Annotated in this window: 23 protein-coding genes and 1 tRNA gene; 16 read left to right on the top strand and 8 right to left on the bottom strand. The window is 68.9% G+C overall.

Annotated features, from left to right (window positions below):
- Nucleotides 1-458: 458 nt before the first annotated feature.
- From RF701_RS15730 to RF701_RS15750, 5 genes are all read left to right on the top strand, one after another.
- A complete protein-coding gene (locus tag RF701_RS15730; protein WP_308815508.1) occupies nt 459-2,642 on the top strand; it encodes a TonB-dependent receptor domain-containing protein in 2,184 nt (727 codons plus the stop codon).
- 126 nt (nt 2,643-2,768) lie between these two features.
- On the top strand, nt 2,769-3,497 hold the full coding sequence (gene dapB, locus RF701_RS15735) for a 4-hydroxy-tetrahydrodipicolinate reductase (protein ID WP_210356749.1): 729 nt from the start codon (nt 2,769-2,771) through the stop codon (nt 3,495-3,497).
- A 10-nt stretch (nt 3,498-3,507) separates the two neighbouring features.
- Nucleotides 3,508-4,182, top strand: a complete 675-nt coding sequence (nth, locus tag RF701_RS15740) for an endonuclease III (protein WP_210356748.1) — start codon at nt 3,508-3,510, stop codon at nt 4,180-4,182.
- Nucleotides 4,182-4,556: a hypothetical protein gene (locus RF701_RS15745; protein WP_374758638.1), complete on the top strand. Its 375-nt coding sequence runs from the start codon at nt 4,182-4,184 to the stop codon at nt 4,554-4,556. Before nth ends, RF701_RS15745 begins: the two co-directional genes overlap by 1 nt.
- A 47-nt stretch (nt 4,557-4,603) precedes the next feature.
- Nucleotides 4,604-4,680 (top strand) — tRNA-Arg (locus RF701_RS15750).
- A 149-nt stretch (nt 4,681-4,829) separates the two neighbouring features.
- Here the strand turns inward: RF701_RS15750 and RF701_RS15755 are convergent.
- The 4 genes from RF701_RS15755 to RF701_RS15770 form a co-directional block, all read right to left on the bottom strand.
- Nucleotides 4,830-5,870 carry an LLM class flavin-dependent oxidoreductase gene (locus RF701_RS15755; protein WP_308815509.1) on the bottom strand — a complete coding sequence of 347 codons (1,041 nt, stop codon included), beginning with the start codon at nt 5,868-5,870 and terminating at the stop codon, nt 4,830-4,832.
- Nucleotides 5,870-6,778: an alpha-L-glutamate ligase gene (locus RF701_RS15760; protein ID WP_308815510.1), complete on the bottom strand. Its 909-nt coding sequence runs from the start codon at nt 6,776-6,778 to the stop codon at nt 5,870-5,872. Before RF701_RS15760 ends, RF701_RS15755 begins: the two co-directional genes overlap by 1 nt.
- Before the next feature lie 123 nt (nt 6,779-6,901).
- Nucleotides 6,902-8,041: an FMN-dependent L-lactate dehydrogenase LldD gene (gene lldD / locus RF701_RS15765; RefSeq protein ID WP_308815511.1), complete on the bottom strand. Its 1,140-nt coding sequence runs from the start codon at nt 8,039-8,041 to the stop codon at nt 6,902-6,904.
- A 31-nt stretch (nt 8,042-8,072) separates the two neighbouring features.
- A complete protein-coding gene (locus tag RF701_RS15770) occupies nt 8,073-9,278 on the bottom strand; it encodes a sugar MFS transporter (RefSeq protein ID WP_308815512.1) in 1,206 nt (401 codons plus the stop codon).
- A 171-nt stretch (nt 9,279-9,449) separates the two neighbouring features.
- Between RF701_RS15770 and RF701_RS15775 the strand changes: the two genes are divergently transcribed.
- Complete coding sequence (locus RF701_RS15775) at nt 9,450-10,181, top strand: SDR family oxidoreductase (protein ID WP_210356742.1); 732 nt, start codon at nt 9,450-9,452, stop codon at nt 10,179-10,181.
- A gap of 6 nt (nt 10,182-10,187) precedes the next feature.
- On the opposite strand, the gene RF701_RS15780 is transcribed toward RF701_RS15775, so the two are convergent.
- Nucleotides 10,188-11,009: an IclR family transcriptional regulator gene (locus RF701_RS15780; RefSeq protein WP_308815513.1), complete on the bottom strand. Its 822-nt coding sequence runs from the start codon at nt 11,007-11,009 to the stop codon at nt 10,188-10,190.
- Nucleotides 11,010-11,121: 112 nt separating this feature from the next.
- On the opposite strand from RF701_RS15780, the gene RF701_RS15785 reads away from it, so the two are divergent.
- From RF701_RS15785 to RF701_RS15830, 10 genes are all read left to right on the top strand, one after another.
- Nucleotides 11,122-12,192, top strand: a complete 1,071-nt coding sequence (locus RF701_RS15785) for an aldo/keto reductase (protein WP_308815514.1) — start codon at nt 11,122-11,124, stop codon at nt 12,190-12,192.
- On the top strand, nt 12,189-12,491 hold the full coding sequence (locus RF701_RS15790) for a UxaA family hydrolase (protein ID WP_238941049.1): 303 nt from the start codon (nt 12,189-12,191) through the stop codon (nt 12,489-12,491). The genes RF701_RS15785 and RF701_RS15790 overlap by 4 nt, the downstream gene beginning before the upstream one ends.
- Nucleotides 12,488-13,684 carry a UxaA family hydrolase gene (locus RF701_RS15795; RefSeq protein WP_308815515.1) on the top strand — a complete coding sequence of 399 codons (1,197 nt, stop codon included), beginning with the start codon at nt 12,488-12,490 and terminating at the stop codon, nt 13,682-13,684. The genes RF701_RS15790 and RF701_RS15795 overlap by 4 nt, the downstream gene beginning before the upstream one ends.
- 4 nt (nt 13,685-13,688) lie before the next feature.
- Entirely contained in the window at nt 13,689-14,051 is a 363-nt protein-coding gene (locus RF701_RS15800; protein ID WP_203310675.1) for an L-rhamnose mutarotase, read from the top strand.
- Nucleotides 14,048-14,908 (top strand): fumarylacetoacetate hydrolase family protein, encoded by an 861-nt coding sequence (locus tag RF701_RS15805; protein ID WP_210356740.1) that lies wholly within the window; start codon nt 14,048-14,050, stop codon nt 14,906-14,908. The genes RF701_RS15800 and RF701_RS15805 overlap by 4 nt, the downstream gene beginning before the upstream one ends.
- An 8-nt stretch (nt 14,909-14,916) precedes the next feature.
- The gene (locus RF701_RS15810; protein WP_210356739.1) at nt 14,917-15,888 is read left to right on the top strand and encodes a D-glycerate dehydrogenase; all 972 of its coding nucleotides are present in this window, start codon (nt 14,917-14,919) and stop codon (nt 15,886-15,888) included.
- Complete coding sequence (locus RF701_RS15815) at nt 15,878-16,690, top strand: kinase (protein ID WP_210356738.1); 813 nt, start codon at nt 15,878-15,880, stop codon at nt 16,688-16,690. The genes RF701_RS15810 and RF701_RS15815 overlap by 11 nt, the downstream gene beginning before the upstream one ends.
- Nucleotides 16,687-17,499, top strand: coding sequence for an amidohydrolase (locus RF701_RS15820; RefSeq protein WP_210356737.1), 813 nt, complete (start codon nt 16,687-16,689; stop codon nt 17,497-17,499). Before RF701_RS15815 ends, RF701_RS15820 begins: the two co-directional genes overlap by 4 nt.
- A gap of 124 nt (nt 17,500-17,623) precedes the next feature.
- Complete coding sequence (locus RF701_RS15825) at nt 17,624-19,141, top strand: L,D-transpeptidase family protein (protein WP_308815516.1); 1,518 nt, start codon at nt 17,624-17,626, stop codon at nt 19,139-19,141.
- 20 nt (nt 19,142-19,161) lie between these two features.
- Complete coding sequence (locus RF701_RS15830; RefSeq protein WP_246847953.1) at nt 19,162-19,527, top strand: hypothetical protein; 366 nt, start codon at nt 19,162-19,164, stop codon at nt 19,525-19,527.
- Between the two features lie 124 nt (nt 19,528-19,651).
- Here RF701_RS15830 and RF701_RS15835 read toward each other — a convergent pair whose 3' ends face one another.
- The 3 genes from RF701_RS15835 to RF701_RS15845 form a co-directional block, all read right to left on the bottom strand.
- Nucleotides 19,652-20,608, bottom strand: coding sequence for a 50S ribosomal protein L11 methyltransferase (locus RF701_RS15835; protein ID WP_210356735.1), 957 nt, complete (start codon nt 20,606-20,608; stop codon nt 19,652-19,654).
- Nucleotides 20,598-21,293, bottom strand: a complete 696-nt coding sequence (locus RF701_RS15840) for an SDR family NAD(P)-dependent oxidoreductase (protein WP_210356734.1) — start codon at nt 21,291-21,293, stop codon at nt 20,598-20,600. The genes RF701_RS15835 and RF701_RS15840 overlap by 11 nt, the downstream gene beginning before the upstream one ends.
- A gap of 81 nt (nt 21,294-21,374) precedes the next feature.
- Nucleotides 21,375-22,736 (bottom strand): methyl-accepting chemotaxis protein, encoded by a 1,362-nt coding sequence (locus tag RF701_RS15845; protein ID WP_210356733.1) that lies wholly within the window; start codon nt 22,734-22,736, stop codon nt 21,375-21,377.
- Nucleotides 22,737-22,849 lie beyond the last annotated feature (113 nt).

A 22,849-nucleotide genomic window follows, 5' to 3' on the forward strand; every position in this document is an offset into this window, starting at 1 on the left:
TTGAGTCGACTTGCCGATCCGCGACTGATCATACACACGATCCCATCAGGAGCTACGCTTATGCCGCTCATAAGGTTTGTTGACGCAGTCAGATCAGATCGCGCGTCTCGAATCAATGGGTATCGCGCTTCGTCACTGCGTCCGCAACTGGGCGTAACCGTCATGATCCTAATGCGATGCTCCTGGACCCCTTGCTCAGCGTGCCGTGATCTCGTGACCACTAGTTTCCCGCCTCCGAAGCGCAGGTGATCGCTGGGATTTCCGTCCCTTGCGCGTCAGAAGCAACGCCCGTCGTGACAGCGCTTCCGGTTCTCCGCCCCTCCTTGCCGGGCATTCCTCAACCACATGAAGCGAACCTAAAAAATACGTCATGGTCGGACCTTGTGCTTGCCAGTGTGCCGCAACGCAGCGCAAGACGCCGATCAACCTTGTGACATTGTATCATGCGAGTTGCGCCCATGCGTCTGTCGGTCCTGTTGCGTTGCGTCTCCCTTGCCCCGCTGATCCTGCTGTCCGGCACCGCGCTTGCGCAGACGCGAGGCGTGCCGACCCCGACTCAGGACGGCACCGATCAGGCGGCGGCCGCAGACACGAAGGCGAATGCGTCGGCCGCAGGCAAGCAGGGCGGCGACATCGTCGTCACCGCGGCGCGCCTCGACGCGGCGCGGGAGCATATCCAACCCAGCCTGGGCGCGTCGAACTACGAGATCACCAGCGACACGATTAAGGCGCTGCCCGGCGGCGAGAACCAGCAGTTCAACCAGATCCTGCTTCAGGCGCCAGGCGTCGTCCAGGACGGTTTCGGCCAGTTCCACGTCCGCGACGACCACAACGGCCTGCAATATCGGATCAACGGCACCGTGCTGCCCGAAGGGCTCGCGGTGTTCGGCCAGACCCTGTCGCCGCGGCTGATCGACAAGGTCAACATCCTGACGGGCGCTTTGCCCGCGCAATACGGCCTGCGCACCGCGGGCATCATCGACATCACCACGAAGAGCGGCCTGTTCCAGAACGGCGGCACCGCGTCGCTCTACGGAGGCAGCCATGACACCATCGAGCCGAGCCTGACCTATGGCGGCTCGACCGGCAGCACCAATTACTTCGTGTCGGGCGATTATCGCCACAGCGGCCTCGGCATCGAGAGCGTCGATGGCCGATCCAATCCGGTGCATGACGATACCGACCAGTATCAGGGCTTCGCGTATATCGATCACATCCTCGATGCGAATAACCGGGTGTCGTTCGTCGGCGGCTATTCGAACCAGTGGTTCCAGATCCCCGATCCCGTCGGCCAGCAGCCATCGGCCGGCTGGAACGTCGGCGGGCAGACGAGCTTCCCGAGCGAGGCGCTCAACGAGACGCAGCTGGAAAAGACCGGGTTCGGCCAGCTGACCTTCCTCCACGACGACGAGCCGCTGACGGTGCAGGCGTCGCTGTTCGCCCGCTATTCGTCGCTGCGCTATCGTCCCGACCTCGTCGGCGAGCTGCTCTACAACGGCCAGGCACAGCAGGCGTACAAGCAGGATTTCGCGATCGGCGCCCAGGTCGATGCGGTCTATCACCTTGGCGCGGCGCATACGCTGCGTGGCGGCCTGCTCGTCAGCCGCGATCGGTCGACGAGCGACACGACGACCAGCGTGTTCCCGGTCGATGGCGACGGCAACCAGGCAGGCCAGCCGGTCGTCGTCGTCGACAATGGCGGGAAGACCGCGACCAGCGTCAGCGCCTATCTGCAGGACGAATGGAAGCTCGCCCCGACGCTGACCTTCAATTATGGCGCGCGCTACGACCTCTACAACGGCTATCGGCGCGAGGGGCAATTGTCGCCGCGCGCCAACCTGGTGTGGCAACCGGACGCGACCTACACCGTCCATGCCGGCTATTCGCGCTATTTCGTGCCGCCGCCGTTCGAGCTCGTCGCCTCGGCGAGCATAGGAAAGTTCGTCGGCACCAGCGCCTATCCGGCCGTGACGGACGATATCGTGCCGTTCGCCGAACGGCAGGATTATTTCGACACCGGGTTCCAGGCCAAGGTAGGCCGCTATTTCACCTATGGCGTCGATGCCTATTACCGCATCTCGCGCAACCTGATCGACGAGGGGCAGTTCGGCGCGCCGATCATCCTGACGCCGTTCAACTACCGCCAGGGCCGGATCGGCGGCATCGAGGCGAACGCCAGCTATGCGCGCGGCGGCCTGCTCGCCTATGCCAATTTCGCCGCCGCCAAGGCGAAGGGCAGGGGGATCGTCTCCAGCCAGTTCAGCTTCTCGCCCGACGAACTCGCCTATATCGCCGGCCGTTACATCTATCTCGACCACGACCAGACGTTCACCGGTTCGGCGGGCGTGTCCTACGCCTTCCATGGCGGCACCAAGCTGGGTGGCAGCATGATCTACGGATCCGGCCTGCGCCGCGACGACGACGTCAACAACGTGCCCAACGGCGCGAAGCTCGCCCCCTATGCGCAGGTCAACCTTACCGCGAGCCAGCATCTGGCGGGGCCGAACCTGGACCTGCGCTTCGACGTCATCAACCTGCTCGACCATGTCTACGAAATCCGGGACGGGACCGGCGTCGGGGTCGGCGCACCGCAGTTCGGGCCGCGGCGCGGGGTCTTCGTCGGGGTGTCGAAGGCGTTCTGATCCGGCGCGGCCCCTGTCGCGTCGCGGCAAAGCGTGGCACAGTTGGCGGATGAGCTGTCCTGACCGATCCTCCCGCCGTGTGGCCGCGCCTTCGTCGCTTCACCCCGCTCCGTCGGGCGATCACGCATGACCGCGATCGGTATCTACGGCCGCGACGGGCGGATGGGCCGCGCCATCGCCGATCTGATCGAGGGGGAGGGGGCCACCTTCGCCGGCGGCATCGACGCGCAGGGCGATCCCCTCGCCCTGGCGCGCCGGGCGGACGTTCTGGTCGATTTCTCGATCGCCGGGGCAATGGAGGCGCATGTCGCGGCGGCGCGGGAGGCGGGGACGCCGATCGTCATCGGCACGACGGGGCTCAGCACGACGCAGCACGCGCTGATCGACGCGGCGGCGCGGGATGTCGCGGTGCTCCAGACGGGCAATACCTCGCTGGGCGTCACCTTGCTCGCGCAGCTGGTCCGCGAGGCGGCGGAGAGGCTCGGCACCGACTGGGATATCGAGATCGTCGAAAGCCACCACCGGCACAAGGTCGACGCCCCGTCCGGTACCGCGTTGCTGCTGGGAGAGTCGGCGGCAGCGGGGCGGGGGACCACGCTGGGCGAGGTTCGCGTCGACGGGCGCGCCGGGCTGACGGGCGCGCGGACCGAAGGGACGATCGGCCTCGCGTCGCTGCGCGGCGGCTCGGTTATCGGCGACCATCACGTGATCTTCGCGAGCGAGGGGGAGCGGATCGAGCTCGCGCACCTTGCGCAGGATCGATCGATCTTCGCCAGGGGCGCTGTACGGGCGGCGCTCTGGCTCGCCGGCCGGCGGCCGGGCCGTTACCGGATGGCGGACGTGCTCGGCCTGTGACGAAGACGTCATGAAGAAAGCCGTCGTCTTCGAATTCTACCGCCGGCTCGCCGAAGCCAACCCGCATCCCGAGACCGAGCTCGAATCGGGCAATCCCTTTCAGTTGCTCGTCGCCGTCGTGCTGTCGGCGCAGGCGACCGACGCCGGCGTCAACAGGGCGACGCGCCGCCTGTTCGAATCGGTGAAGACGCCGGAACAGATGGTCGCGCTGGGCGAGGACCGGCTGAAGCAGCACATCAAGACGATCGGCCTGTTCAACACCAAGGCGAAGAACGTCATCGCGCTGTCGGAGGCGCTGGTCGCCTTGCATGGCTCCGAGGTGCCGGCGGATCGCGACGCGCTTGAGGCGTTGCCGGGCGTCGGCCGCAAGACCGCCAATGTCGTGATGAACGTCGCGTTCGGCGCGGAGACGTTCGCGGTCGATACGCATATCTTCCGCGTCGGCAATCGGACGGGGCTGGCCAAGGGCAAGACGCCGCTCGCCGTAGAGACGCGTCTCGACAAGGCGACGCCGCAGCCTTTCCGCCTGCACGCGCACCATTGGCTGATCCTGCACGGGCGCTATGTCTGCAAGGCACGGACGCCCGAGTGCTGGCGCTGCATCGTCGCCGACCTCTGCGCGTTCAAGCCCAAGACGCCGCCGCCTGGCACGAAAGCGCGAAAGGCTGCTGCGGAACCGGAGTGATGCCGATGCGGATCCTGCTCGTCCTGTCGCTTGCCGCCACCGCCGCTGCGCCCATGGCGCGCGACACCGTCCCGGTGGCGACGCCTGCGGGTCCGCCGCTCGCCTGCATCCCGCTGGCCCAGATCCGCGAAACCCGCGTCCGTGACGACCGCACGATCGATTTCGTCGCCAATCGCACCCGCATCTACCGCAACACCCTGCCTGCCGCTTGCCCGGGCCTGGGGTTCGAACGGCGCTTCGCCTATGCAACCAGCCTCAGCCAGTTGTGCGCCGCGGACCTGATCACCGTGCTGCAGTCGCCGGACGTTATGCCGGGCGCGCGTTGCGGGCTCGGCGCATTCCAGCCGGTGACGCTGGTCGACCCGCGACGTTAATCAGGGCTGGCGCCCGCGTTCGCGCTTTGCTAGGCGAGCCTTCCCACGCACCCGTAGCTCAGCTGGATAGAGCGCTGCCCTCCGAAGGCAGAGGCCACAGGTTCGAATCCTGTCGGGTGCGCCAGACCTTTCGATGACGAGCCGTGTCGCCGCGAGGATCGCGTCGTGCGTGCGGCAGATGCGGCCGCCCCCCGCGAGGCGGCGTCCCGGTCGTTCCGCATTCCGCCCGCTGCCGTGATCCGTCGTGGGACCACGCGGGCGGCCGTCGGGCGCTCAGGCCGTTGCCGGGGCCCTCGCGGCATGCGTGCCCATCACCTGCGCGGCGAAGCGCTCCATTTCCTCCGCCTGCGGGCTCATCTGCAGCAGCAGGAGGTCGAGGCCGGCCGCCTCATATTCCGCGATACGTTCCTTCAGCTGTTCGGGCGTGCCGACCAGATTGGGGCGAAGGCCTCGGTTCGACACCGAATATTCCTGGATCTTCAGCTCACGCTCGAGCTGGGTGCCCGACAGCCACTGGTCGAAATTGGCATAGCCGGCGGGCAGGGTGGCAACATTGGTGATGCGCTCGAGCTCGCGCTTCGCCTCCGCCTCGCTGTCCCGCACGATCGCATAGGCCGCCATGCCGTATCGCATCGGGGCGCCGCCCGCCGCCCGGCGGCGCGCCGCCATGTCGGCGATCTTGGGGGCGATCGCCGCCACGGGATCGCCATGCATGACATAGGCGTCGCATTGCGCGGCGATCATCGTCTTGGCCGCCTCACTCTCGCCGCCGGCATAGACGATCGGGCGGCGCACCGGCTTGGGCGCGCAGATCGCCGCATCCGCCGCATAGAATTTGCCGGAATAGCTGAACCGCTCCTGCGACCACAGCCCGTCGACCACCTCCAGCCATTCGGCGGTGCGCGCGTAGCGGTCGTCGTGCTGGTCGAACTGCAGCCCGTATTGGCGGGCCTCGTCCGCCCACCAGCTCGACACGACGTTGAGCGACAGGCGGCCGCCGGCGATACGATCTATGTTGGCCGCCGCCTTGGCGAACAGGGCGGGGTGATGGAAGTTGGGACGTACCGCGACCATCAGCTCGAGCCGCTCGGTCACCGCGGCAAGCGCGGCGGCGGTCGACCAGGCATCGAGTGCGGGTTGGTCGATCCCCTTGATGTCGTTGAGGTTGAGTTCCGCGATCAGCGTCAGGTCGTATCCCCATCGCTCCGCGTCCTGCGTCAACGCCTTGGCATAGGCCCAGCTCGCTTCCATCCCCTCGTCGGGGACGTTGCGCAGCCAGCCGCCGAACACCGGCATCCAGAAACCGTAGCGCATCAGCGAGCCTCCTCGATCCAGGTAACGATCCGGTCGACCAGCCGGTCGTGCGGGTCCCAGCCGAGCACGTCCAGCGGCTTCGCGACGAAGTTCGACAGCGCGTTGACGTCGTAGAAGCGCGGCGTGCCGTCGCGGTCGTCGATCATCACCTCGACACCGCCAAGATCGAGCGACGCGGCGCGGGCGATCGCCTCGGCCGCCGCACGCAGCGGCGCGGCAGGCTCCGCCGCGGTCATGGTGATCGCGCTGCCCGGCACCTGGCAGGCATCGGCGGGACACAGGTCGAACGCGCCCGCTCCCGCCACGTCGATCGCATAGAGGTAGGTGCGATCCAGCGTCTCGATGCGCGTGATCGTGCCACCGCGCGCCGGAACGTAATCCTGCACCAGCAGCACGCCGTCGATACTCGTCGGCAGCGTATTGTCAGCGACGGCGGCGCGCAGCGCCTCCGCGTCGTCGAAACGCACGATGCCCGCGCCGGCGCCGCCGATATTGGCCTTCACGACGAGCGGAAAGCCGATCTCGGTTGCGGCGGCGGGTACGTCGGCGGCCCTGTGCACAACGCGCGTAGCGGGGATCGCCAGGCCCAGCGACGCGATCAGCGCGAGCTGGCGCGCCTTCGACGTGTCGACCGCCAATGCCGGCGTGCCGTTGAGCACGCGCGCGCCCGACAGTTCCCAGCGCGACAGCAGGGATTGCGCCCAGAAGATCGGATGCTCGGTGTCACGCAGGAACGCCGACATGGCGAGCCGGCTGAGGATCAGCGGCGCGGGCGGCTGGGAGTCGGCCGGGTCGAAAGCGCCGCGGGTCGTCAGCGCCCGGTAGCGGACGCCGCGCCGGTCCAGCGCCGCGAACAGCGGCACAAACCATTGCGGATGCTCGTAAAGAATCGCGAAATCGATCGTCATGGCAGCCTCCATGCCGAACTGCCCGGCGAATGGGAACCGGCCACCGCTATGGCTCGGACAAGATGAGCTTGTCGGGCGCCGCCCGGAACCGGGCGGCAGGGCCTTCGCTCGCCCCGCGAGGCATCATGGATCGACCAGGATGTCGCGATCGATCTCCGCGATCCGCCGCACGCCGGTCAGGGCCATGGCGACGCGCATCTCCTTTTCCATCAGATCGAGCAACTGCACGACGCCGGCTTCGCCACCCGCCGCCAGTGCGTAGAGCCAGGCCCGCCCGAGCAGCACGCCCTTCGCCCCGAGCGCGAGCATGCGCACCACGTCGAGGCCGGAGCGCACGCCCGAATCGGCGAGCACGGTCAGCCGGTCCCCCACTGCCGCGGCGATCGCGGGAAGCGCCCGCGCGGTGGACGGCACGCCGTCGAGTTGCCGTCCGCCGTGGTTGGACACGACGATGCCGTCCGCGCCGAGGTCGGCGGCGGCGCGGGCATCATCGGGATCGAGCACGCCCTTGATGACGAGCGGGCCATCCCAGGCGGCGCGGATCCATTCGAGATCGGCCCAGCGGATCGACGGATCGAAGTTGGCGCCGAGCCAGCCCATATAGTCGTTCATGCCGCTGGCATTGCCGAGCACCGGTTCCAGGTTGCCGAGCCGGTGAGGTCGCCCGCGCAGGCCGACATCCCATGCCCAGGCCGGCTTCCCCATGGCTTGCATCGCGCGGCGCAAAGGTGCGTGCCGGCCCGACATGCCGGAATGTGCATCGCGATAGCGCGCGCCGGGGACGGGCATGTCGACCGTGAAGACCAAAGTTTCGGCGCCCTGCGCCTTCGCACGCGCGAGCAATTCGCGCATGAACCCGCGATCGCGCAGCACGTAGAGCTGGAACCACAACGGTCCGTCGCTGGCGCCTCGCACCTCGCTCATCGAGCACAAGGCCACCGTGGATAGGGTGAATGGCAGCCCGCGTGCATGCGCGCCGCGCGCCGCCTGGGTTTCGCCGCGACGCCGGTACATGCCACCGATTCCCACCGGGCCAAGCGCGATCGGCAAGGGCTGGCGGCGGCCGAAGAGGTCGGTCGATACGTCGATCTGCGATACGTCGCGCAACACGCGCTGGCGCAAGGAGATCGCCTGCAGGTCGGAGACGTTGGCCGTGAGTGTCGCCTCGGCATAGGCGCCGCCGTCCGCATAATCGAACAGGAAGCGCGGCAGGCGTCGCTTTGCCGCGGTGCGGAAGTCCAGCGTGGAGGCGATGATCGTCATGGCGTCTTGTTATCCGGTGACGCGTGGATGGTCATGCACTGCGGCGCGCGGTCAGCGCGAACGTCAGGACGACGCCGAAGCAGGCGGCGGGTACCAGCATCGCGTCGAGGATCGTGCCGCTCGCATCCGAGACAAGCCCCATCAGGGCGGGAAAGACCGCGCCGCCGATGATCGCCATCACGAGCAGCGCCGATGCCGACTTCGTCAACCCGCCCAGACCGCGAACGCTCCCGGCGAAAATCGTCGGGTACATGATCGACATGAAGATGCTGCTGGCCACCAGCGCGACGACACCGGCGAAACCGCCGACCGCCGTGGCGACAAGGCAGCATGCCGCGGCTGCGGCGGCGAAGATCGCCAGCAGCGGCAGCGGCCTGATCCTTCCCATCAGCGCGGTGCCGCCGAAGCGGCCGACCATGAAGGCGACGAGCGACGCGGTCAGATAGTCCGACGCCGCGCGCTGCGACGTGCCGGGCATCGCGACTTCGGCGTAGCGGATCAGGAAGCTCCAGATGCCGACCTGCGCGCCGACATAGAAGAATTGCGCGACGATGCCGAGCTGGACGCGGCCTCGCCGGAGCACGGCAAGCAGGTCGCCCGCCGCGCCGGGGCCCTCGGCGTCGTCATGATCGGTGGCGACCGCCGGAAAGGGCGTGAGGCGGATGAGCAATGCCCAGAACAGCACGCCCAGACCGATGGTCAGATAGGGGATCTGAACCGCGGTCGCGCTATGATCGTCACCGTTCGAAAGGATGAAGGTCCGGCCGATCAGCACGCCCGCGATCGAGCCAAGCGGATTGAACGCCTGCGCGAGATTGAGGCGCCGCGCGGCGCCCTCCTCGTCGCCCAGCCGTGCGATCAGCGGATTGGCGGAGGTTTCGAGGAAACCCAGCCCGCTGGCGATGACGAACAATGCGACGAGGAAAGCCGGGTAGCTCGCCGCCCCCGCCGCTGGCCAGAACAACAGGGCGCCGGCGCCGTAAAGGCACAGACCGAGCAGCACTGCCGCGCGATAGCCGAAGCGGCGCATGAACAATGCCGCAGGGATCGCTAGCGTGAAATAGCCCAGGTAGAAGGCCGACTGCACGAGTCCTGCCTGGAAGTCGCTGAGCGTGAACAGGCGTTTGAAGTGCGCGATCAGCACGTCGTTCAGGTTGTTCGCGACTCCCCACAGGAAGAACAGCGCGACGATCAGGACGAGGGGAGCGAGCGGCGTCGCGGCGGCACGGTTTTTCATCGATCCTCCCCAAGGCATGCTGGCGCGCGCCGCATTCGGCGTCGCAAGGCGAAGTAGCAGAAGCAATCATCATGTGAAACGCGATTTTACGAATGAATTTACTTCCCCTTGCCGCGAGCGGCGTGTGCTCGCTACAGGTGCGGGAGTTTCTGACGGCGACGGATAGGCGAGATGGGACGGTTGAACGGCAAGACGGCGATCGTGACCGGCGCGGCGCAAGGCATCGGCCGGGCCGCGGCGGAACTTTTCGCGCGGGAAGGGGCGGCGGTGATCGCGGTCGATCGCAACGCGGGGGCGCTGGCGACGCTGGTCGGCTGCACCACCCATGTGCTCGATCTTACCGACCGAGCGGCCATTGCGGCGTTCGGCGAGGCGACGGGCGGCGTCGATGTCCTGTTCAACTGCGCGGGCTACGTCGATGCGGGCACGCTTGAGCGGACGGAGGACGCCGGCTACGACCTGTCGTTCGACCTCAACGTCCATGCCATCACCCATATGCTGCGCGCGTTCCTGCCCGCGATGATCGCCAAAGGCGGAGGATCGATCGTCAACATGGCGTCGGTTGCCGGCCCGATGATCGGGGTCGCCAATCGCTATGCCTATTGCGTGACCAAGGCGGCGGTGGCGGGCATCACCCGCTCCGTGGCCGTCGATTACGTGGGTGCAGGGATCCGCTGCAACGCGATCTGCCCGGGAACAGTCCAGTCGCCGAGCCTCGACGAGCGCTTGGCGGCGACGGGCGATGCGGCTGCGGCACGGGCCGCCTTCGTCGCCCGCCAGCCGATGGGCCGGCTCGGCGACGCCAGGGAAGTCGCGCTGCTTGCGCTGTATCTGGCATCCGACGAAAGCGCCTATACGACCGGTCAGCTGCACGCGATCGACGGGGGATGGACGATGGCCTGATCCCGCTCAGACGCGGTGATCGGCGAGCAGCAGCGCGGCCGATATCTCGGCGGTCGCGGCGCGCAGGTGGCGCACCACCGTGTCGATCGGCATCTGCTCCCCGTACGTCTGCACGAAGGGCACGGTCAGCACGGCCGCCGCCGACGTGCCGCGCAGAATCGGTGCGGCAAGGTCCGTGATGCCGGGGGTGAAGCTGCTCTTCGCTTTCTCGAAGCCGCGGAGGCGGACCCGTTCGGCGCGTGCGCGGAATTCCTGCAACCGCGCGCCCTCGCTCGCCTCCGCCTGTGCAAGCCAGTGTTGCCGGTCGAAATCGTCGAGGAAGGCGAAGTGGACGACCGCCGAATTGGACTCGAGCATCGGCCGACGATGGCCGATCCGGACGGAGAAACCGATCTGTTCCGACGATTCGATGCGCGCGACGACGACGATATCCCCGCCCGATCGCATCGTCAGATGGCAGGATTGGCCGATACGCCGCGACAGGTCGCGCATGACCGGCAAGGCGGTTTCGAGCAGCGACTTGACGGGGGGCTGCTCCATGCCGAGCGCGAACAGTCGCTCGGTGGGAACATAGCCGCCGCCCTCGCGCGCCTGCCGGATGAAGCCGCGATATTCGAGCACCTGGATCATGCGAAACAATTCGCTGGTGGACCGACCAAGCCTTTCGCCGATCGCGACCGCGGTGAGCGGGCGGCTTTCGCGGGCGAGCAGTTCGAGGATGTCGAGCCCCTTCTCCAGCGCCGGCGCGCGATAGCGCGGCGTATCGCCGTCGCCGTCCTGCGGCACCGATGGCGGATGTTGCGAGGAGGGAGAGGGGCGCCGAGCCATGGCGCGATGCTAGGCAGCCGTCGGCGCGAAGACAATGGCGCAGCGCGATGCCCCCGATTGACCGCATAGGGGCGTTCTTCTAATGAAATAAGCGTTTACAGGTGAGAGGCGAATGAGCGGCATGCAGGTCGCGACGGCGGGGCAGGAGAGCGGACCGATCGCGCGCCGGCCGATCGGGCGGACCGGCTTGTCGGTCACCGAGCTCGGCTTCGGCGGGGCGTCCCTCGGCAACCTCTACCGTGCGATGTCCGACGCCGACGCGCAGGCGACGCTGCAAGCCGCGCTCGATACCGGCATCCGCCACGTCGATACGGCGCCGCATTACGGACGCGGGCTGAGCGAACGGCGGGTCGGGGATGTGTTGCGCCAGGTCGATGGCGTGGTGCTGTCGACCAAGGTCGGTCGGTTGCTGGCGCCGGATGCGACTGTGGTCGACGATCGGATGCGCGACGGCTTTCGATCGGCCATGCCGTTTGCGGCGCGCTACGACTATAGCCACGACGGCATCCTGCGCAGTCATGCGGACAGTCTGCAGCGGCTGGGGCTGGCGCGCGTCGACCTACTCTACGTCCATGACATCGGAGGCTATGCGCACGGGGACGCCAGCGAGGCCTACTGGCGCCAGCTGACCACCGGCGGCGGCTTTCGGGCGCTGGAGCGCCTGCGGGACGAGGGCGCGATCGCGGGCTTCGGCATCGGCGTGAACGAGGTCGCCGCGTGCCTCGACGCGATGCGCGAGACGCGGCTTGACGTGATCCTGCTGGCGGGGCGCTATACGCTGCTGGAACAGGCGCCGCTCGATGACCTGATGCCGGCGTGCGCGGCATCGGGGACGTCGATCGTCATCGGTGGTCCCTATAACAGCGGTATCCTGGCGACGGGCACGCGCGGCGGCGGCCCTTTGCACTTCGATTATGGCGAGGCGCCTCGGGACGTGGTGCACCGCGTCGCGGCGATCGAGGCGGTGTGCGGGCGCCATGGCGTGCCATTGGCTGCCGCCGCGCTCGCCTTCGTGCTCGCCCATCCGCAGGTGGCCAGCGTCATCCCTGGCATCGACAGTGCCGCGCGCGCCGCAGAGACGCTGGCGCTGTACCGCCACGCCATTCCCCCGGCCTTGTGGGGCGATCTGCGCGAGGCGGGCCTGATCCGCGTCGACGCGCCGGTTCCGGAGACCAGATCATGAGCATAGATGCGGCGATCCGTCTTTCGCCGGAGGACAATGTCGCCGTCTGTCGGCGCCCCGTGACGAAGGGCGAACGAATCGCGGTCGACGGGATCGCCCTGATCGCCGAGGACGATGTGGCGCTGGGCCACAAGCTGGCGCTGGTGCCGCTCGAAACCGGGGACAAGGTGCTCAAGTACGGCATGCCGATCGGGTCGGTGACCTGCGGAGTCAGGCGGGGCGGCTGGGTGCATGTGCACAATATGAAAAGCGACTACATTCCCGCGCATCTGCGCGATGCGCACGGAGATCATGCATGAGCTGGCTGGGGTGGCAGCGGCGCGACGGCCGCAAGGGCATCCGCGACGTGATCCTGGTCGTTTACCTCGTCGAATGCGCGCACCATGTCGCGCGGCGGATCGTCGAGGGGGCGAACGATCCGCGCGTCCAGCTGATCGGTTTTCCCGGCTGCTATCCCAACGATTATGCGCTGGGCATGATGAAGGCGTTGACCACGCATCCCAATGTCGGCGGCATCGTGCTGGTGTCGCTGGGCTGCGAAAGCTTCAACCGCGAGGCGCTGGCCGAGACCCTGTCCGCGGCGGGGCGGCCGCACGACACGGTCGTGATCCAGCGCGCCGGCGGCACGCGGGCGGGCATCGCCGCGGGGCAGGCGGCGGTCGAACGGGTGCGCGCAGCCGCGGATGCGCAGGCGGTGCGCGTGCCGATGGGCGTGGAGGAGCTGGTGGTCGGCACGATCTGCGGCGGCTCGGACGGGACGAGCGGCATCACCGCGAACCCTGCGGTCGGACGTGCGTTCGACGCGCTGGTCGATGCGGGCGCAACCTGCATCTTCGAGGAGACGAGCGAGCTGATCGGCTGCGAAGGGCACATGCGCTCGCGCGCGGCGAGCGCGGAGGTCGGCGCCGCGATCGTCGCATCCGTGGAGCAGGCGGAGCGTTACTATCGCGCGATGGGATACGGCAGCTTCGCACCGGGCAATGCCGAGGGCGGCCTTTCCAGCCAGGAGGAGAAGTCGGCCGGCGCCTATGCCAAGTCGGGCGCGCGCCCGATCAACGGCGTCATCGTGCCGGCGCAGCAGCCGCCGGGCGCCGGCCTCTACCTGCTCGACGTGGTCCCGCCGGGTGACCCCAAGTTCGGGTTCCCCAACATCGTCGACAATGCGGAGATCGGCGAGCTCATGGCGTGCGGCGCGCATGTCACGCTGTTCACGACGGGGCGGGGGTCGGTCGTCGGGTCGGCGATCGCGCCGGTGATCAAGATATGCGCCAATCCGGAGACCTATGCGCGCATGCACGAGGATATGGATGTCGACGCCGGGCGGATCCTCGACGGTGCCGCGACGCTGGATGCGGTCGGTGCGGAGATCGTGTCGCTGATCGAAGCCGTCGCGGGCGGCGCCGAGACCAAGTCCGAGGCGCTGGGCCATCGCGAGTTCGTTCTGACCTACAAGGCGACGGGCCCGGCCGGGCCCTCGTGCCTGGCGGCCTGAGCCGATGGGGCGCCGCGTCTGCTTCGCGCTCGATCTGGTCGACGATGCCGCGCTGATCGCCGCCTATGAATCCGCGCACGCCGCGGGGGCGGTGTGGCCGGAGGTGGTCGAAGGCATCCGCGCGACCGGGTTCGAGGCGATGGAAATCTGGCGTGCCGGCGATCGCATGGTGATGGTGGCGGAGGTCGCGGACGACTGGCCGCGGCCGAAGCCCGCGCGCCTGGCGGCCGCCGACGCGCGCTGGGAAGCGGCGATGGACGGGTTCCAGAAACGGCTGGCCTTCGCGCCGCCGGATCAGAAATGGGTGCCGATGACGCGGCTCTTCGCGCTCGACGAACAGCAAGATCAGGGAGTGACGGATCGATGAAATTGTGTCGCTATGGCGCCGCCGGCGCCGAACAGCCCGGCCTGGTCGACGCCGAAGGGCGCGTGCGCGATCTGTCGGGTCACGTCGCGTCGATCGACGGCGCGCTGCTCGCCGATCCCGTGCGGCTGGCGGCGGTGGCCGCGCTCGACCCGGAGAACCTGCCGCTGGTCGACGGCACGCCGCGCTACGGCGTGCCGGTCGCAGGGACGCGCAAGTTCATCGCGATCGGCCTCAATTACGCCGACCACGCCGCCGAATCGAACCTGCCGATCCCCGACGAGCCGGTCGTCTTCAACAAATGGGTCAGCTGCCTGCAGGGACCGAACGACCCCGTCGTCATACCGCGCGGATCGACCAAGACCGACTGGGAGGTCGAATTGGGCATCGTCATCGGCCGCGGCGGGCACGACATCGCGCAAGCCGACGCGATCGAGCATGTCGCGGGCTACGTCTGCGTCAACGATGTGTCCGAGCGTCACTGGCAGCTCGAACGGGGACCGACCTGGGACAAGGGCAAGGGTTTCCCCACCTTCGGTCCGGTCGGCCCGTGGCTGGTGACGCGCGACGAGGTCCCCGATCCGCGCGCGCTGTCGATGTGGCTGGACGTCAACGGCGAGCGGATGCAGGACGGCTCGACCGCGACGATGATCTTCGGCGTCGAGGAGATCGTCAGCTATTGCTCGCGTTTGATGCAGTTGGAGCCGGGCGACATCATCACGACGGGGACGCCGCCGGGCGTCGGCATGGGGCAAAAGCCCGAGCCGCGGTATCTGAAGGCGGGCGACGTCGTGACGCTGGGGATCGGCGGCCTCGGCGCGCAACGTCAGGACGTCGTGGCGGCAGAGGCGCGGGGCTGAGTCCGCGCATGGGCATGCCGCCGCGCCTGCTCGTCACACGCCGCCTGCCGGAGGCGGTCGAGCGGCGGCTCGCGGCGTCATATCGGGTGACATTGAACCCGGACGACCGCGCGCTCGGCCGTGACGAACTCGCCCGCGCGCTCGTCGAGCAGGACGCCTTGCTCGTGACGATAACCGACCGGATCGACGCCGGCCTGATGGCGGTGCCGGGACGACGGACGCGGATCATCGCGAATTACGGCGCGGGCACCGACCACCTCGATCTCCCCGCCGCCGTGCGCCAGGGCCTGCCCGTCACCAACACGCCCGACGCGCTGACCGACTGTACCGCGGAACTCGCGCTGTTGTTGATGCTGATGGCGATGCGGCGGGCGGGCGAGGGGGAACGCGAGCTGCGGGCCGGCGCATGGACCGGCTGGCGGCCGACGCATCTGATCGGCTCCGGACTTGCGGGCAAGACGCTGGGCCTCGTCGGCTTCGGCCGGATAGCGCGCAGCCTCGCCCGGCAGGCAAGCGCAATGGGCATGCACATCTGCTATCACAGCCGCCGCCGGGCCGACGCGGCGACGGAAACGGCGATGGGCGCGCGCTATGTTCCGATGCTGCACGAGCTCCTCGGCGCTGCCGATGTCGTGTCGCTCCACGTGCCGGGCGGCGACGCGACGCGCCACCTGATCGACCGGGCCGCGCTGCGCGCGATGCGGCCGCATGCGGTGCTGATCAACACCGCGCGGGGCACGGTGGTCGACGAGGCCGCGCTGGCGGAGGCTTTGGCGGAAAAGATCATCGGGGGTGCCGGGCTCGACGTCTATGAGCGCGAGCCGAGCCTGGACGCGCGACTGCTCGATCAGCCGAATGCCGTATTGCTGCCGCACCTCGGCAGCGCGACGATCGAGACGCGCACCGCCATGGGCATGCAGGCCGCGGACAATCTCGACGCCTATTTCGCCGGCCGCGCGCCGCCGAACCGTGTCGCCTGAAACCATCCTCGGCGACCGGATCGCGGCCGCGCTCGCCGCGCGCGTCGGCACACGCCCGCTCGTCGTCGGCGTGTGCGGCGCGCAGGGTAGCGGCAAGACGACGCTCGTCGCCCGCCTGGCGCAGCGGTTTCCCCGCTCTGCGACGCTGTCCCTGGACGACCTCTATCTGTCACGGGCGGCCCGACGGGCGCTGGCCCGGGACATCCATCCGCTGTTCGCGACGCGGGGGGTGCCGGGCACGCATGACGTCGCCCTCGGACAGGAGGTGCTGGCGCGCCTCGGCGCCGGCGAACCGGTACGATTGCCGCGGTTCGACAAGGCCCGTGACGACCGTCTGCCAGAGGAAGATTGGCCGCAGGCGCGCGCGGACTGCGAGCTCGTGCTGTTCGAGGGATGGTGCGTCGGCGCACGGGCGCAGCCGGCGGCAGCGCTCGCGGTGCCCGTGAACGCACTGGAGGCGGAGGAAGACGCTGACGGGAGGTGGCGGGTCCATGTCAATTCGGCACTGAAGGGGGACTATGCGTCGCTGTTCGGTCGGCTCGATCGTCTTGCCCTGCTCGCCGCACCCGATTGGGCGACGGTGCCACGCTGGCGGATGCAGCAGGAAGAAGACCTCCGCCGGCGTGCCGGCGCGGGGGCGGGGATCATGGCCGATGCGGAGATCGCGCGTTTCACGGCCCATTTCGAGCGCTTGACGCGCTGGATCCTGGCGGAGATGCCGGCCCGTGCGCTGACGCTGTACCTCGACGCGCAGCGACGCCCCGTCGCAATGACGGACGGTGTCGGGGAGTGGCCCGAATGATCGACGCACATGTGCATGTCTGGTCGCTTTGCGCACCGGGACACGAATGGCCGACCGCCGCGGAAGCCGCGATCCACCGCGACTTCGACCTCGACGACCTTCGCGCCGTCATCGGCGACCTTCCCGTCGAGGGGGTCGTGCTGGTGCAGTCGCAGCCGAACGACGGCGAGACCGATCGGCTGCTCGACCTGGCGGCGCGCGACACGCTGGTACAGGGCGTCGTCGGCTGGGTCGACCTCGCCGCGCCCGCTGCGGCGGCGCGTATCGGCGACCTGGCGCGGAACGCCAAGCTTCGCGGTCTGCGCCCGATGCTGCAGGGAATAGAGGATACCGACTGGCTCCTCGCACCGGCGCTGGAGCCTGCGATCGCGGCGATGCGCGACCACGGACTGCGGCTCGATGCGCTGGTCCAGCCGCGGCATCTGCCCATGCTCGCGCGCTTCGCGGCGGCCTGGCCGGATCTGCCGATCGTCATCGATCACGGCGCCAAGCCTTATGCGGCGACGGGGACGCTGGACCCCTGGCGGGGCGAGATCGCGGCGCTGGCAGCGCGCGGATTGTGGTGCAAGCTGTCTGGCCTGCGCACCGAGCAGGCAGCCGGCCAGCCGGCCGATGCGCTTCGGCCCTATGTCGCGCATCTCGCCGCTTATTTCGGGGACCGGTTGATGTGGGGCAGCGACTGGCCCGTCATCGGCATGGCGGGCGAACGCTACCGCGACTGGTACGACGCTGCGATACGGCTGGCCGGCGGGCTCGATCGCACGCGGCTGATGCAAGGCGCGGCGCGTGCCTTCTACGGGCTTGCCTGAACGCGGAGAGGTCTGAACGGAGAGAAAAATCGCGCGTCAACTCTGTCGGTTCAGCGTGGCGTAGGCTAGGGATGCGAAAGGGGGCATTCGTCATCTGCCAGCGCAAGAGGGCCTTCATACCGATATGACCGTTTCGTACTTCCCCGTTTCCGGCCGTCCTGCCGCGCGGCTGCTCGCGTCGCTGGCGATCGGCGGGCTTGTTACCGCCCCGCTTGCCGCGCAGGTCGCACCGGCGACGCAGCCCGATACCGCGCGCACAGCGCCCGCGGTGACGCCGCCGGCGGTGGTGCAGACCGTCACGCCAGCCGTCGCGCCGCTGCCGACGCTGACGCCGGAACAGGCCCGCCAGCTCGCCGGGCTCGTCGCGAAAGGGGAAGTGGCGCAAGGCCTGCGGCAGGGCCCCGCGCGAGATCTGTCCGCGCTCGCCCCCGCGGCCCTGGTCCGCACCGCGCTGGATTACGCCCATGCGGTGCATGCCGGGCGGCTGGATACCGTCGACTTCGGCAAGGACTGGGGCATCAGGCCGCAGCCGTACGACCCGCTGCCGGGCTTCGCCGAAGCGGTGCGGCAGGACCGGCTGGCGGCGTGGGCGGCATCGCTGCCGCCGCCCTATGCCGGCTATGACACGCTGGTGAAGGGGCTGGCGCGGTATCGCGACATCGCCGCCGCCGGCGGCTGGGGTAGCTTACCCGCCAATGCGTCGATCCCGTTCGGATCGAGCGGGCCGCTCGTCGCGCAGTTGCGCCGGCGACTGGCCATGGAAGATCCGGCGGTCGCGGCGACGGGGGCGACGTTCGACGAGGGGTTGCTTGCCGGCGTTCGTCGCGCGCAGCGGCGCTACGGCCTCAATCCGGTCGGCACCGTGGGCGCACAGACCATCGCCGCGTTCAACGTGCCGGTCGCGCAGCGTGTGCGCCAGATCATGGCGAACCTGGAACGCTGGCGGTGGCTGCCGCAGCAGCTCGCCGCGAAGCGCGTACAGGTGAATATCGCGGCGGCGGTGCTGACGGTATTCGACGGCGACGAGCCGGTCATGTCGATGAAGGCGGTGACGGGGCGGCCCGGCAACGAGACGCCGATGCTGGTGTCGCAGATCAACAGCATCGTCCTCAACCCGCCGTGGAACGTGCCGAGCTCGATCGCAACCAAGGAACTTTGGCCCAAGGAGCGTGCCAATCCGGGTTATCTGAGGCGCAACGGCTTTCGCGTGATCGACGCGGGCAATGGCGAGAAGCGGCTGCAGCAGGCGTCGGAGAAGAGCGCGCTCGGCCGTTTCAAGTTCGATTTTCCGAACGATTTCGCCGTCTATCTGCACGATACCCCCGCCCAGTCGGGCTTCTCCAAGTTCGACCGGCTGGCGAGCCACGGCTGCGTCCGCCTGGAAAAGCCCGCCGATCTGGCCGCGCTGATGCTGAAGACGACGCCGCAGTGGCAGCCCGAAGCCGTGGATGCCGTGCTGGCGTCCGGCAAGACGGTGCGCGCCACGATGGCGGAGCCTGTGGCGGTCTATCTGCTCTATTGGACGGCATTTGCCGGTTCGGACGGGCAGGTGGGCTTTCGCGAGGATCCCTATGGCTGGGACGCGCAGCTCGCGAGCAAGATCGAGGCGCGCTCCGCCGAGCGTGCCGCCAACCAGCAATGATCCGCCGACGGGGAACGACGATGATGAAGACGTATCGCACGCGCGCGCTGGTGCTTGGCGCTGTCGTGATGGCTCTGCCCGCACTGTCGGGCTGTTCGCGCTCACCGTCGGAGGAACCAGCCGCCGAAACCGTGCAGAACGATGCGAGCGTTACCGAGGTCGCGCCCGCCGACACGATGCCTGCCGCCGCCAACATGGCGGAGCCGGTGCCGGCCGCGAATGCCGCCGCGATCGACGATGCCCCGCCACCGCCGCCCGCGCGCAGCGTCGACCAGCAGATGCTGGACGATGCCTCCGCCACCGGGATGACGGCGCGCGCCCAGCGCGATGCGCCGCCGGCCGATGCGCCGCCCGCCGAGGACGCGCCCGCCGGCAACGGGGAATAGCTTGCGATCCAGCGAGGCTGGATCGGGGGGGGGCGCCGGCCTTCACGTACGTGGAGTGGGCTCTCGCAGTGACGGGGCGGGCGCTGGCCTGTCCCGCCTCCGCCTATCGGCGTGTACCCGGCGTTCAGCGTCCGTCGGTCGCCCAGTCGCCGCGACGGCTGGAATCGGTGTCGCTGGGGGCGACACGGGTCGCCGCGGCCTGAAGATGCAGGATGGTCCAGTCGCCGCGCACGTCGCGCGCCTGTTCCCGCGCACCCTGAGCGACATAGGCGTCCACGACCTTCTGCGCCTGGTTCGAAAGCAGTCCAGCGAGCACGATCGTCGCGCCCGGCGCGGCGATGCCCGCAACCTCCGGCGCCATTGCGATCAGCGGGCCGGCAAGAATGTTGGCGATGACGAGGTCATAGGGCCCTGCCGCCGCGATGGCGGGATCGCGCGTGCCGTCGGCGACGATCAGGCGCACCGCCTCGACGCGGTTGAGCGCCATGTTCTCGCGCGTGACGTCGATCGCGATCGGGTCGATGTCGGTGCCCGTCACGGCGGCGTCGGGCCACAGATGGCGCGCGGCGAAGGCGAGGAGCCCGGTACCCGTGCCCAGGTCGATGATCCGGTCGTAGGAGCGTCCAGCCAGGGCCAGACCATCGAGCATCGCGAGGCAGCCGCTGGTCGTGCCGTGATGACCGGTGCCGAACGCCTGTCCGGCATCGATCAGGAAGGCACGCTCGCCGGCGGCAGTGGCGACCTCGACGGGGTGCGCGCTGGTATGGACGATGAAGCGCCCCTCGCGGATCGGCTCCAGCCCCTGCTGGCTCAACGCGACCCAATCCTCGTCCGACAGCGCCTCGACGACCGGTTCCCGGCCGCTCGCGCTCGGCACCAGCGCGTGGATCGCCGCGATCGTCGCGGCATCGGGTTCGTGGTCGGTATAGGCGTCCAGGCGCCAGCGCTCGACGTCGTCCTCGACTTCCTCGGTGGTCATCAGCACCGCGTCGATCGCCAGGTCCGACGCCGCGTCGATCGCCTCCGCCTCCGCACGGGTACAGGGCAGGGTGATCTTCCAGCTGGTGGGATCAGCGGACATAGCTCGCTCCGTTGACGTCGATCACCGCGCCGGTCATCGATGCGGGCGCTTCCAGCGCGCAATAGCGCGCGACGCTGGCCACCTCGTCCGGCGACGCGACGCGACCTAGCGGAATGTCGGCGAGCAGCCTGTCGCCGCCGCGGCTGGCCAGATAGTCTTCCGCCATGCCGGTCATCGTGAACCCGGGGCAGATGGCGAAGGCGAGTATGCCTTCGCTCGCATAGCCCCGCGCGATCGTCTTGGTCATCGCGACCATGCCCGCCTTCGCGGCGGCATAATGCCAGTGCGCCGGGCTGTCGCCGCGATAGGCGGCGCGGCTCGCGACGTTGACGATCCGGCCGCCGGTGCCGCGCTCCTGCCAGTGCCGCACCGCCAGCCGGCAGAGTTCGGCCGCGGCGGTCAGGTTGATGCGCAGCGTCCGCTCCCAGTCGGCGACCCAATCGTCATGCGCGCGCGACAGCGCGTTCGCCTCGAAGACGCCGGCGTTGTTCACGAGGACGTCGATCGTGCCGCCCGCCTGGTCGAGCGCTGCGTCCCAGAGGGCGCGTGGTGCGGCGGGGTCGGCGAAATCGGCGGCGATGCCGCTGCGCGTGCCGTGCCCGATGACGGCGGCGCCGGTGCCGGCAAGGGCGCTATGGATCGCAGCGCCGATGCCGCGGCTCGATCCGGTGAGAAGGATGGTCATGACCCCGCCTTACGGGCGGGGCATGGACAGGGCAACCGAACCGGACGTCCCTCCCGTGCGCGGGCGGTCCGTGAAAAGGGCCTAGGCGGCCACCTTCGCGACGAAATCGCCGGCGCTCGTCTTCAGGCTCGCGAGTCGTCCGTCGAGGCGGTCGAACCCGCGGCCGACGCCGTCGATCTCGGTGGCGACGGTTTCGGTGTCCTCGCGGATCGCCGCGATCGTCGTCGACATCGAATCGGCGGCCAGCGCGGTCTCGTCGACCGCGGCGGTGATCGCCGTGACGGTCTGCGCCTGGGCCTCCATCGCATAGCGGATGCGATCGGCGGATTCCTGCACCTCGGTGACCGTGGTCTTGATCGACGCGTTGGTGTCCACCGTCGAGCGGGTCGCGGCCTGGATCGACGCGATCTTCGCGGCGATGTCGTCCGTTGCGCGGGCCGTCTGGTTGGCGAGGCTCTTCACCTCCTGCGCGACGACCGCAAAGCCGCGGCCGGCGTCGCCGGCCCGGGCCGCCTCGATCGTCGCGTTGAGCGCGAGCAGGTTGGTCTGGCCCGCGATGTCGCGGATCAGGCCGAGGATCGATTCGATCGACTTGGCGTGATCGGACAGCGCCTCGGACATGCCGACGGCATTCGTCGCCTGCACGCTCGCGCGCTGGGCGATCTCCGCGGCGGCCTCGACCTCGGTGCGCGCATCCTCGATGGCCCGGATCAGGCCGGCCGCGGTCTGGGCGGCCTCGCGCATTGCGACCGCGGATTGCTCCGCCGCCGCGGCGACTTCGCTCGCCTTGCCGAGCATGCCGCGTGCCGAACCGGAACTGCGCTCCGCCTGGGCGCGCAGCGACTGCCCTTCGATCGTCGCGGTCTCCACCGCGCTCGCGATGCCCTCGCGGAACTCGATCGCCAGCCGGTCGCGGGCCTGGCGCTCGCTATAGGCGTTGAACCCCGCGAACAGCTCCACCGTCAGTTCCGTCTCCATGCCGAACATGCGCATCAGCACGTCGACGAGCATCGGTCGGCGCGGATCCTCCGGCGACATGCGGTTCATCAACGCCTTGAGCGCCGCGCGATCGGAAGCGCAGGACATGGCCAGCACCTCCATCGTCGACACGCCTGCGGCATAGGCGGACGCGACCGCGCGCTCGAGCGACTCGACCCATTCCCGGCCGTTCAGGTTGCAGAACCGGTTGCGCAGATAGGTGATGCCGATCGCGACCCGGCGTTCCTTTTCATGGATCGACCATTCGGGCGCGCCGGGGTTTTGCCGGCGCCAATGGTCCCAATACGCCTCGACGACCTCCGCCGCATCCGGCTCGATGATCGACCACAATTCGGCCGCGTGCGACACCAGCGTGTTCTCGCCGCCGTCGAACGCCTTGATGCGGCTGGAGAGATCGATGCTCGCTGAGATCGTCGTGGGCTGGGGAAGGGCGATGTCGGGCAAGGCGAACTCCGGAAGGCCAGAGAAAAATGGGCGATGATCCGCACCGCTACCGCCGATTGGTTAAGGCTCGGTTAGAGGCTTTTCGAAAAGATGGCCTCGCCGCACGGGCCTGT

Origin of the sequence: Sphingomonas sp. GV3 (assembly GCF_031082075.1) — a bacterium.
In the GTDB taxonomy this organism is placed as follows: domain Bacteria; phylum Pseudomonadota; class Alphaproteobacteria; order Sphingomonadales; family Sphingomonadaceae; genus Sphingomonas; species Sphingomonas beigongshangi.

Coding starts and splice junctions, on each gene's coding strand:
- RF701_RS15730 (WP_308815508.1), top strand. CDS start 459: ATGCGTCTGTCGGTCCTGTTGCGTTGCGTCTCCCTTGCCCCGCTGATC.
- dapB (WP_210356749.1), top strand. CDS start 2,769: ATGACCGCGATCGGTATCTACGGCCGCGACGGGCGGATGGGCCGCGCC.
- nth (WP_210356748.1), top strand. CDS start 3,508: ATGAAGAAAGCCGTCGTCTTCGAATTCTACCGCCGGCTCGCCGAAGCC.
- RF701_RS15745 (WP_374758638.1), top strand. CDS start 4,182: ATGCCGATGCGGATCCTGCTCGTCCTGTCGCTTGCCGCCACCGCCGCT.
- RF701_RS15755 (WP_308815509.1), bottom strand. CDS start 5,870: ATGCGCTACGGTTTCTGGATGCCGGTGTTCGGCGGCTGGCTGCGCAAC.
- RF701_RS15760 (WP_308815510.1), bottom strand. CDS start 6,778: ATGACGATCGATTTCGCGATTCTTTACGAGCATCCGCAATGGTTTGTG.
- lldD (WP_308815511.1), bottom strand. CDS start 8,041: ATGACGATCATCGCCTCCACGCTGGACTTCCGCACCGCGGCAAAGCGA.
- RF701_RS15770 (WP_308815512.1), bottom strand. CDS start 9,278: ATGAAAAACCGTGCCGCCGCGACGCCGCTCGCTCCCCTCGTCCTGATC.
- RF701_RS15775 (WP_210356742.1), top strand. CDS start 9,450: ATGGGACGGTTGAACGGCAAGACGGCGATCGTGACCGGCGCGGCGCAA.
- RF701_RS15780 (WP_308815513.1), bottom strand. CDS start 11,009: ATGGCTCGGCGCCCCTCTCCCTCCTCGCAACATCCGCCATCGGTGCCG.
- RF701_RS15785 (WP_308815514.1), top strand. CDS start 11,122: ATGAGCGGCATGCAGGTCGCGACGGCGGGGCAGGAGAGCGGACCGATC.
- RF701_RS15790 (WP_238941049.1), top strand. CDS start 12,189: ATGAGCATAGATGCGGCGATCCGTCTTTCGCCGGAGGACAATGTCGCC.
- RF701_RS15795 (WP_308815515.1), top strand. CDS start 12,488: ATGAGCTGGCTGGGGTGGCAGCGGCGCGACGGCCGCAAGGGCATCCGC.
- RF701_RS15800 (WP_203310675.1), top strand. CDS start 13,689: ATGGGGCGCCGCGTCTGCTTCGCGCTCGATCTGGTCGACGATGCCGCG.
- RF701_RS15805 (WP_210356740.1), top strand. CDS start 14,048: ATGAAATTGTGTCGCTATGGCGCCGCCGGCGCCGAACAGCCCGGCCTG.
- RF701_RS15810 (WP_210356739.1), top strand. CDS start 14,917: ATGGGCATGCCGCCGCGCCTGCTCGTCACACGCCGCCTGCCGGAGGCG.
- RF701_RS15820 (WP_210356737.1), top strand. CDS start 16,687: ATGATCGACGCACATGTGCATGTCTGGTCGCTTTGCGCACCGGGACAC.
- RF701_RS15825 (WP_308815516.1), top strand. CDS start 17,624: ATGACCGTTTCGTACTTCCCCGTTTCCGGCCGTCCTGCCGCGCGGCTG.
- RF701_RS15830 (WP_246847953.1), top strand. CDS start 19,162: ATGATGAAGACGTATCGCACGCGCGCGCTGGTGCTTGGCGCTGTCGTG.
- RF701_RS15835 (WP_210356735.1), bottom strand. CDS start 20,608: ATGTCCGCTGATCCCACCAGCTGGAAGATCACCCTGCCCTGTACCCGT.
- RF701_RS15840 (WP_210356734.1), bottom strand. CDS start 21,293: ATGACCATCCTTCTCACCGGATCGAGCCGCGGCATCGGCGCTGCGATC.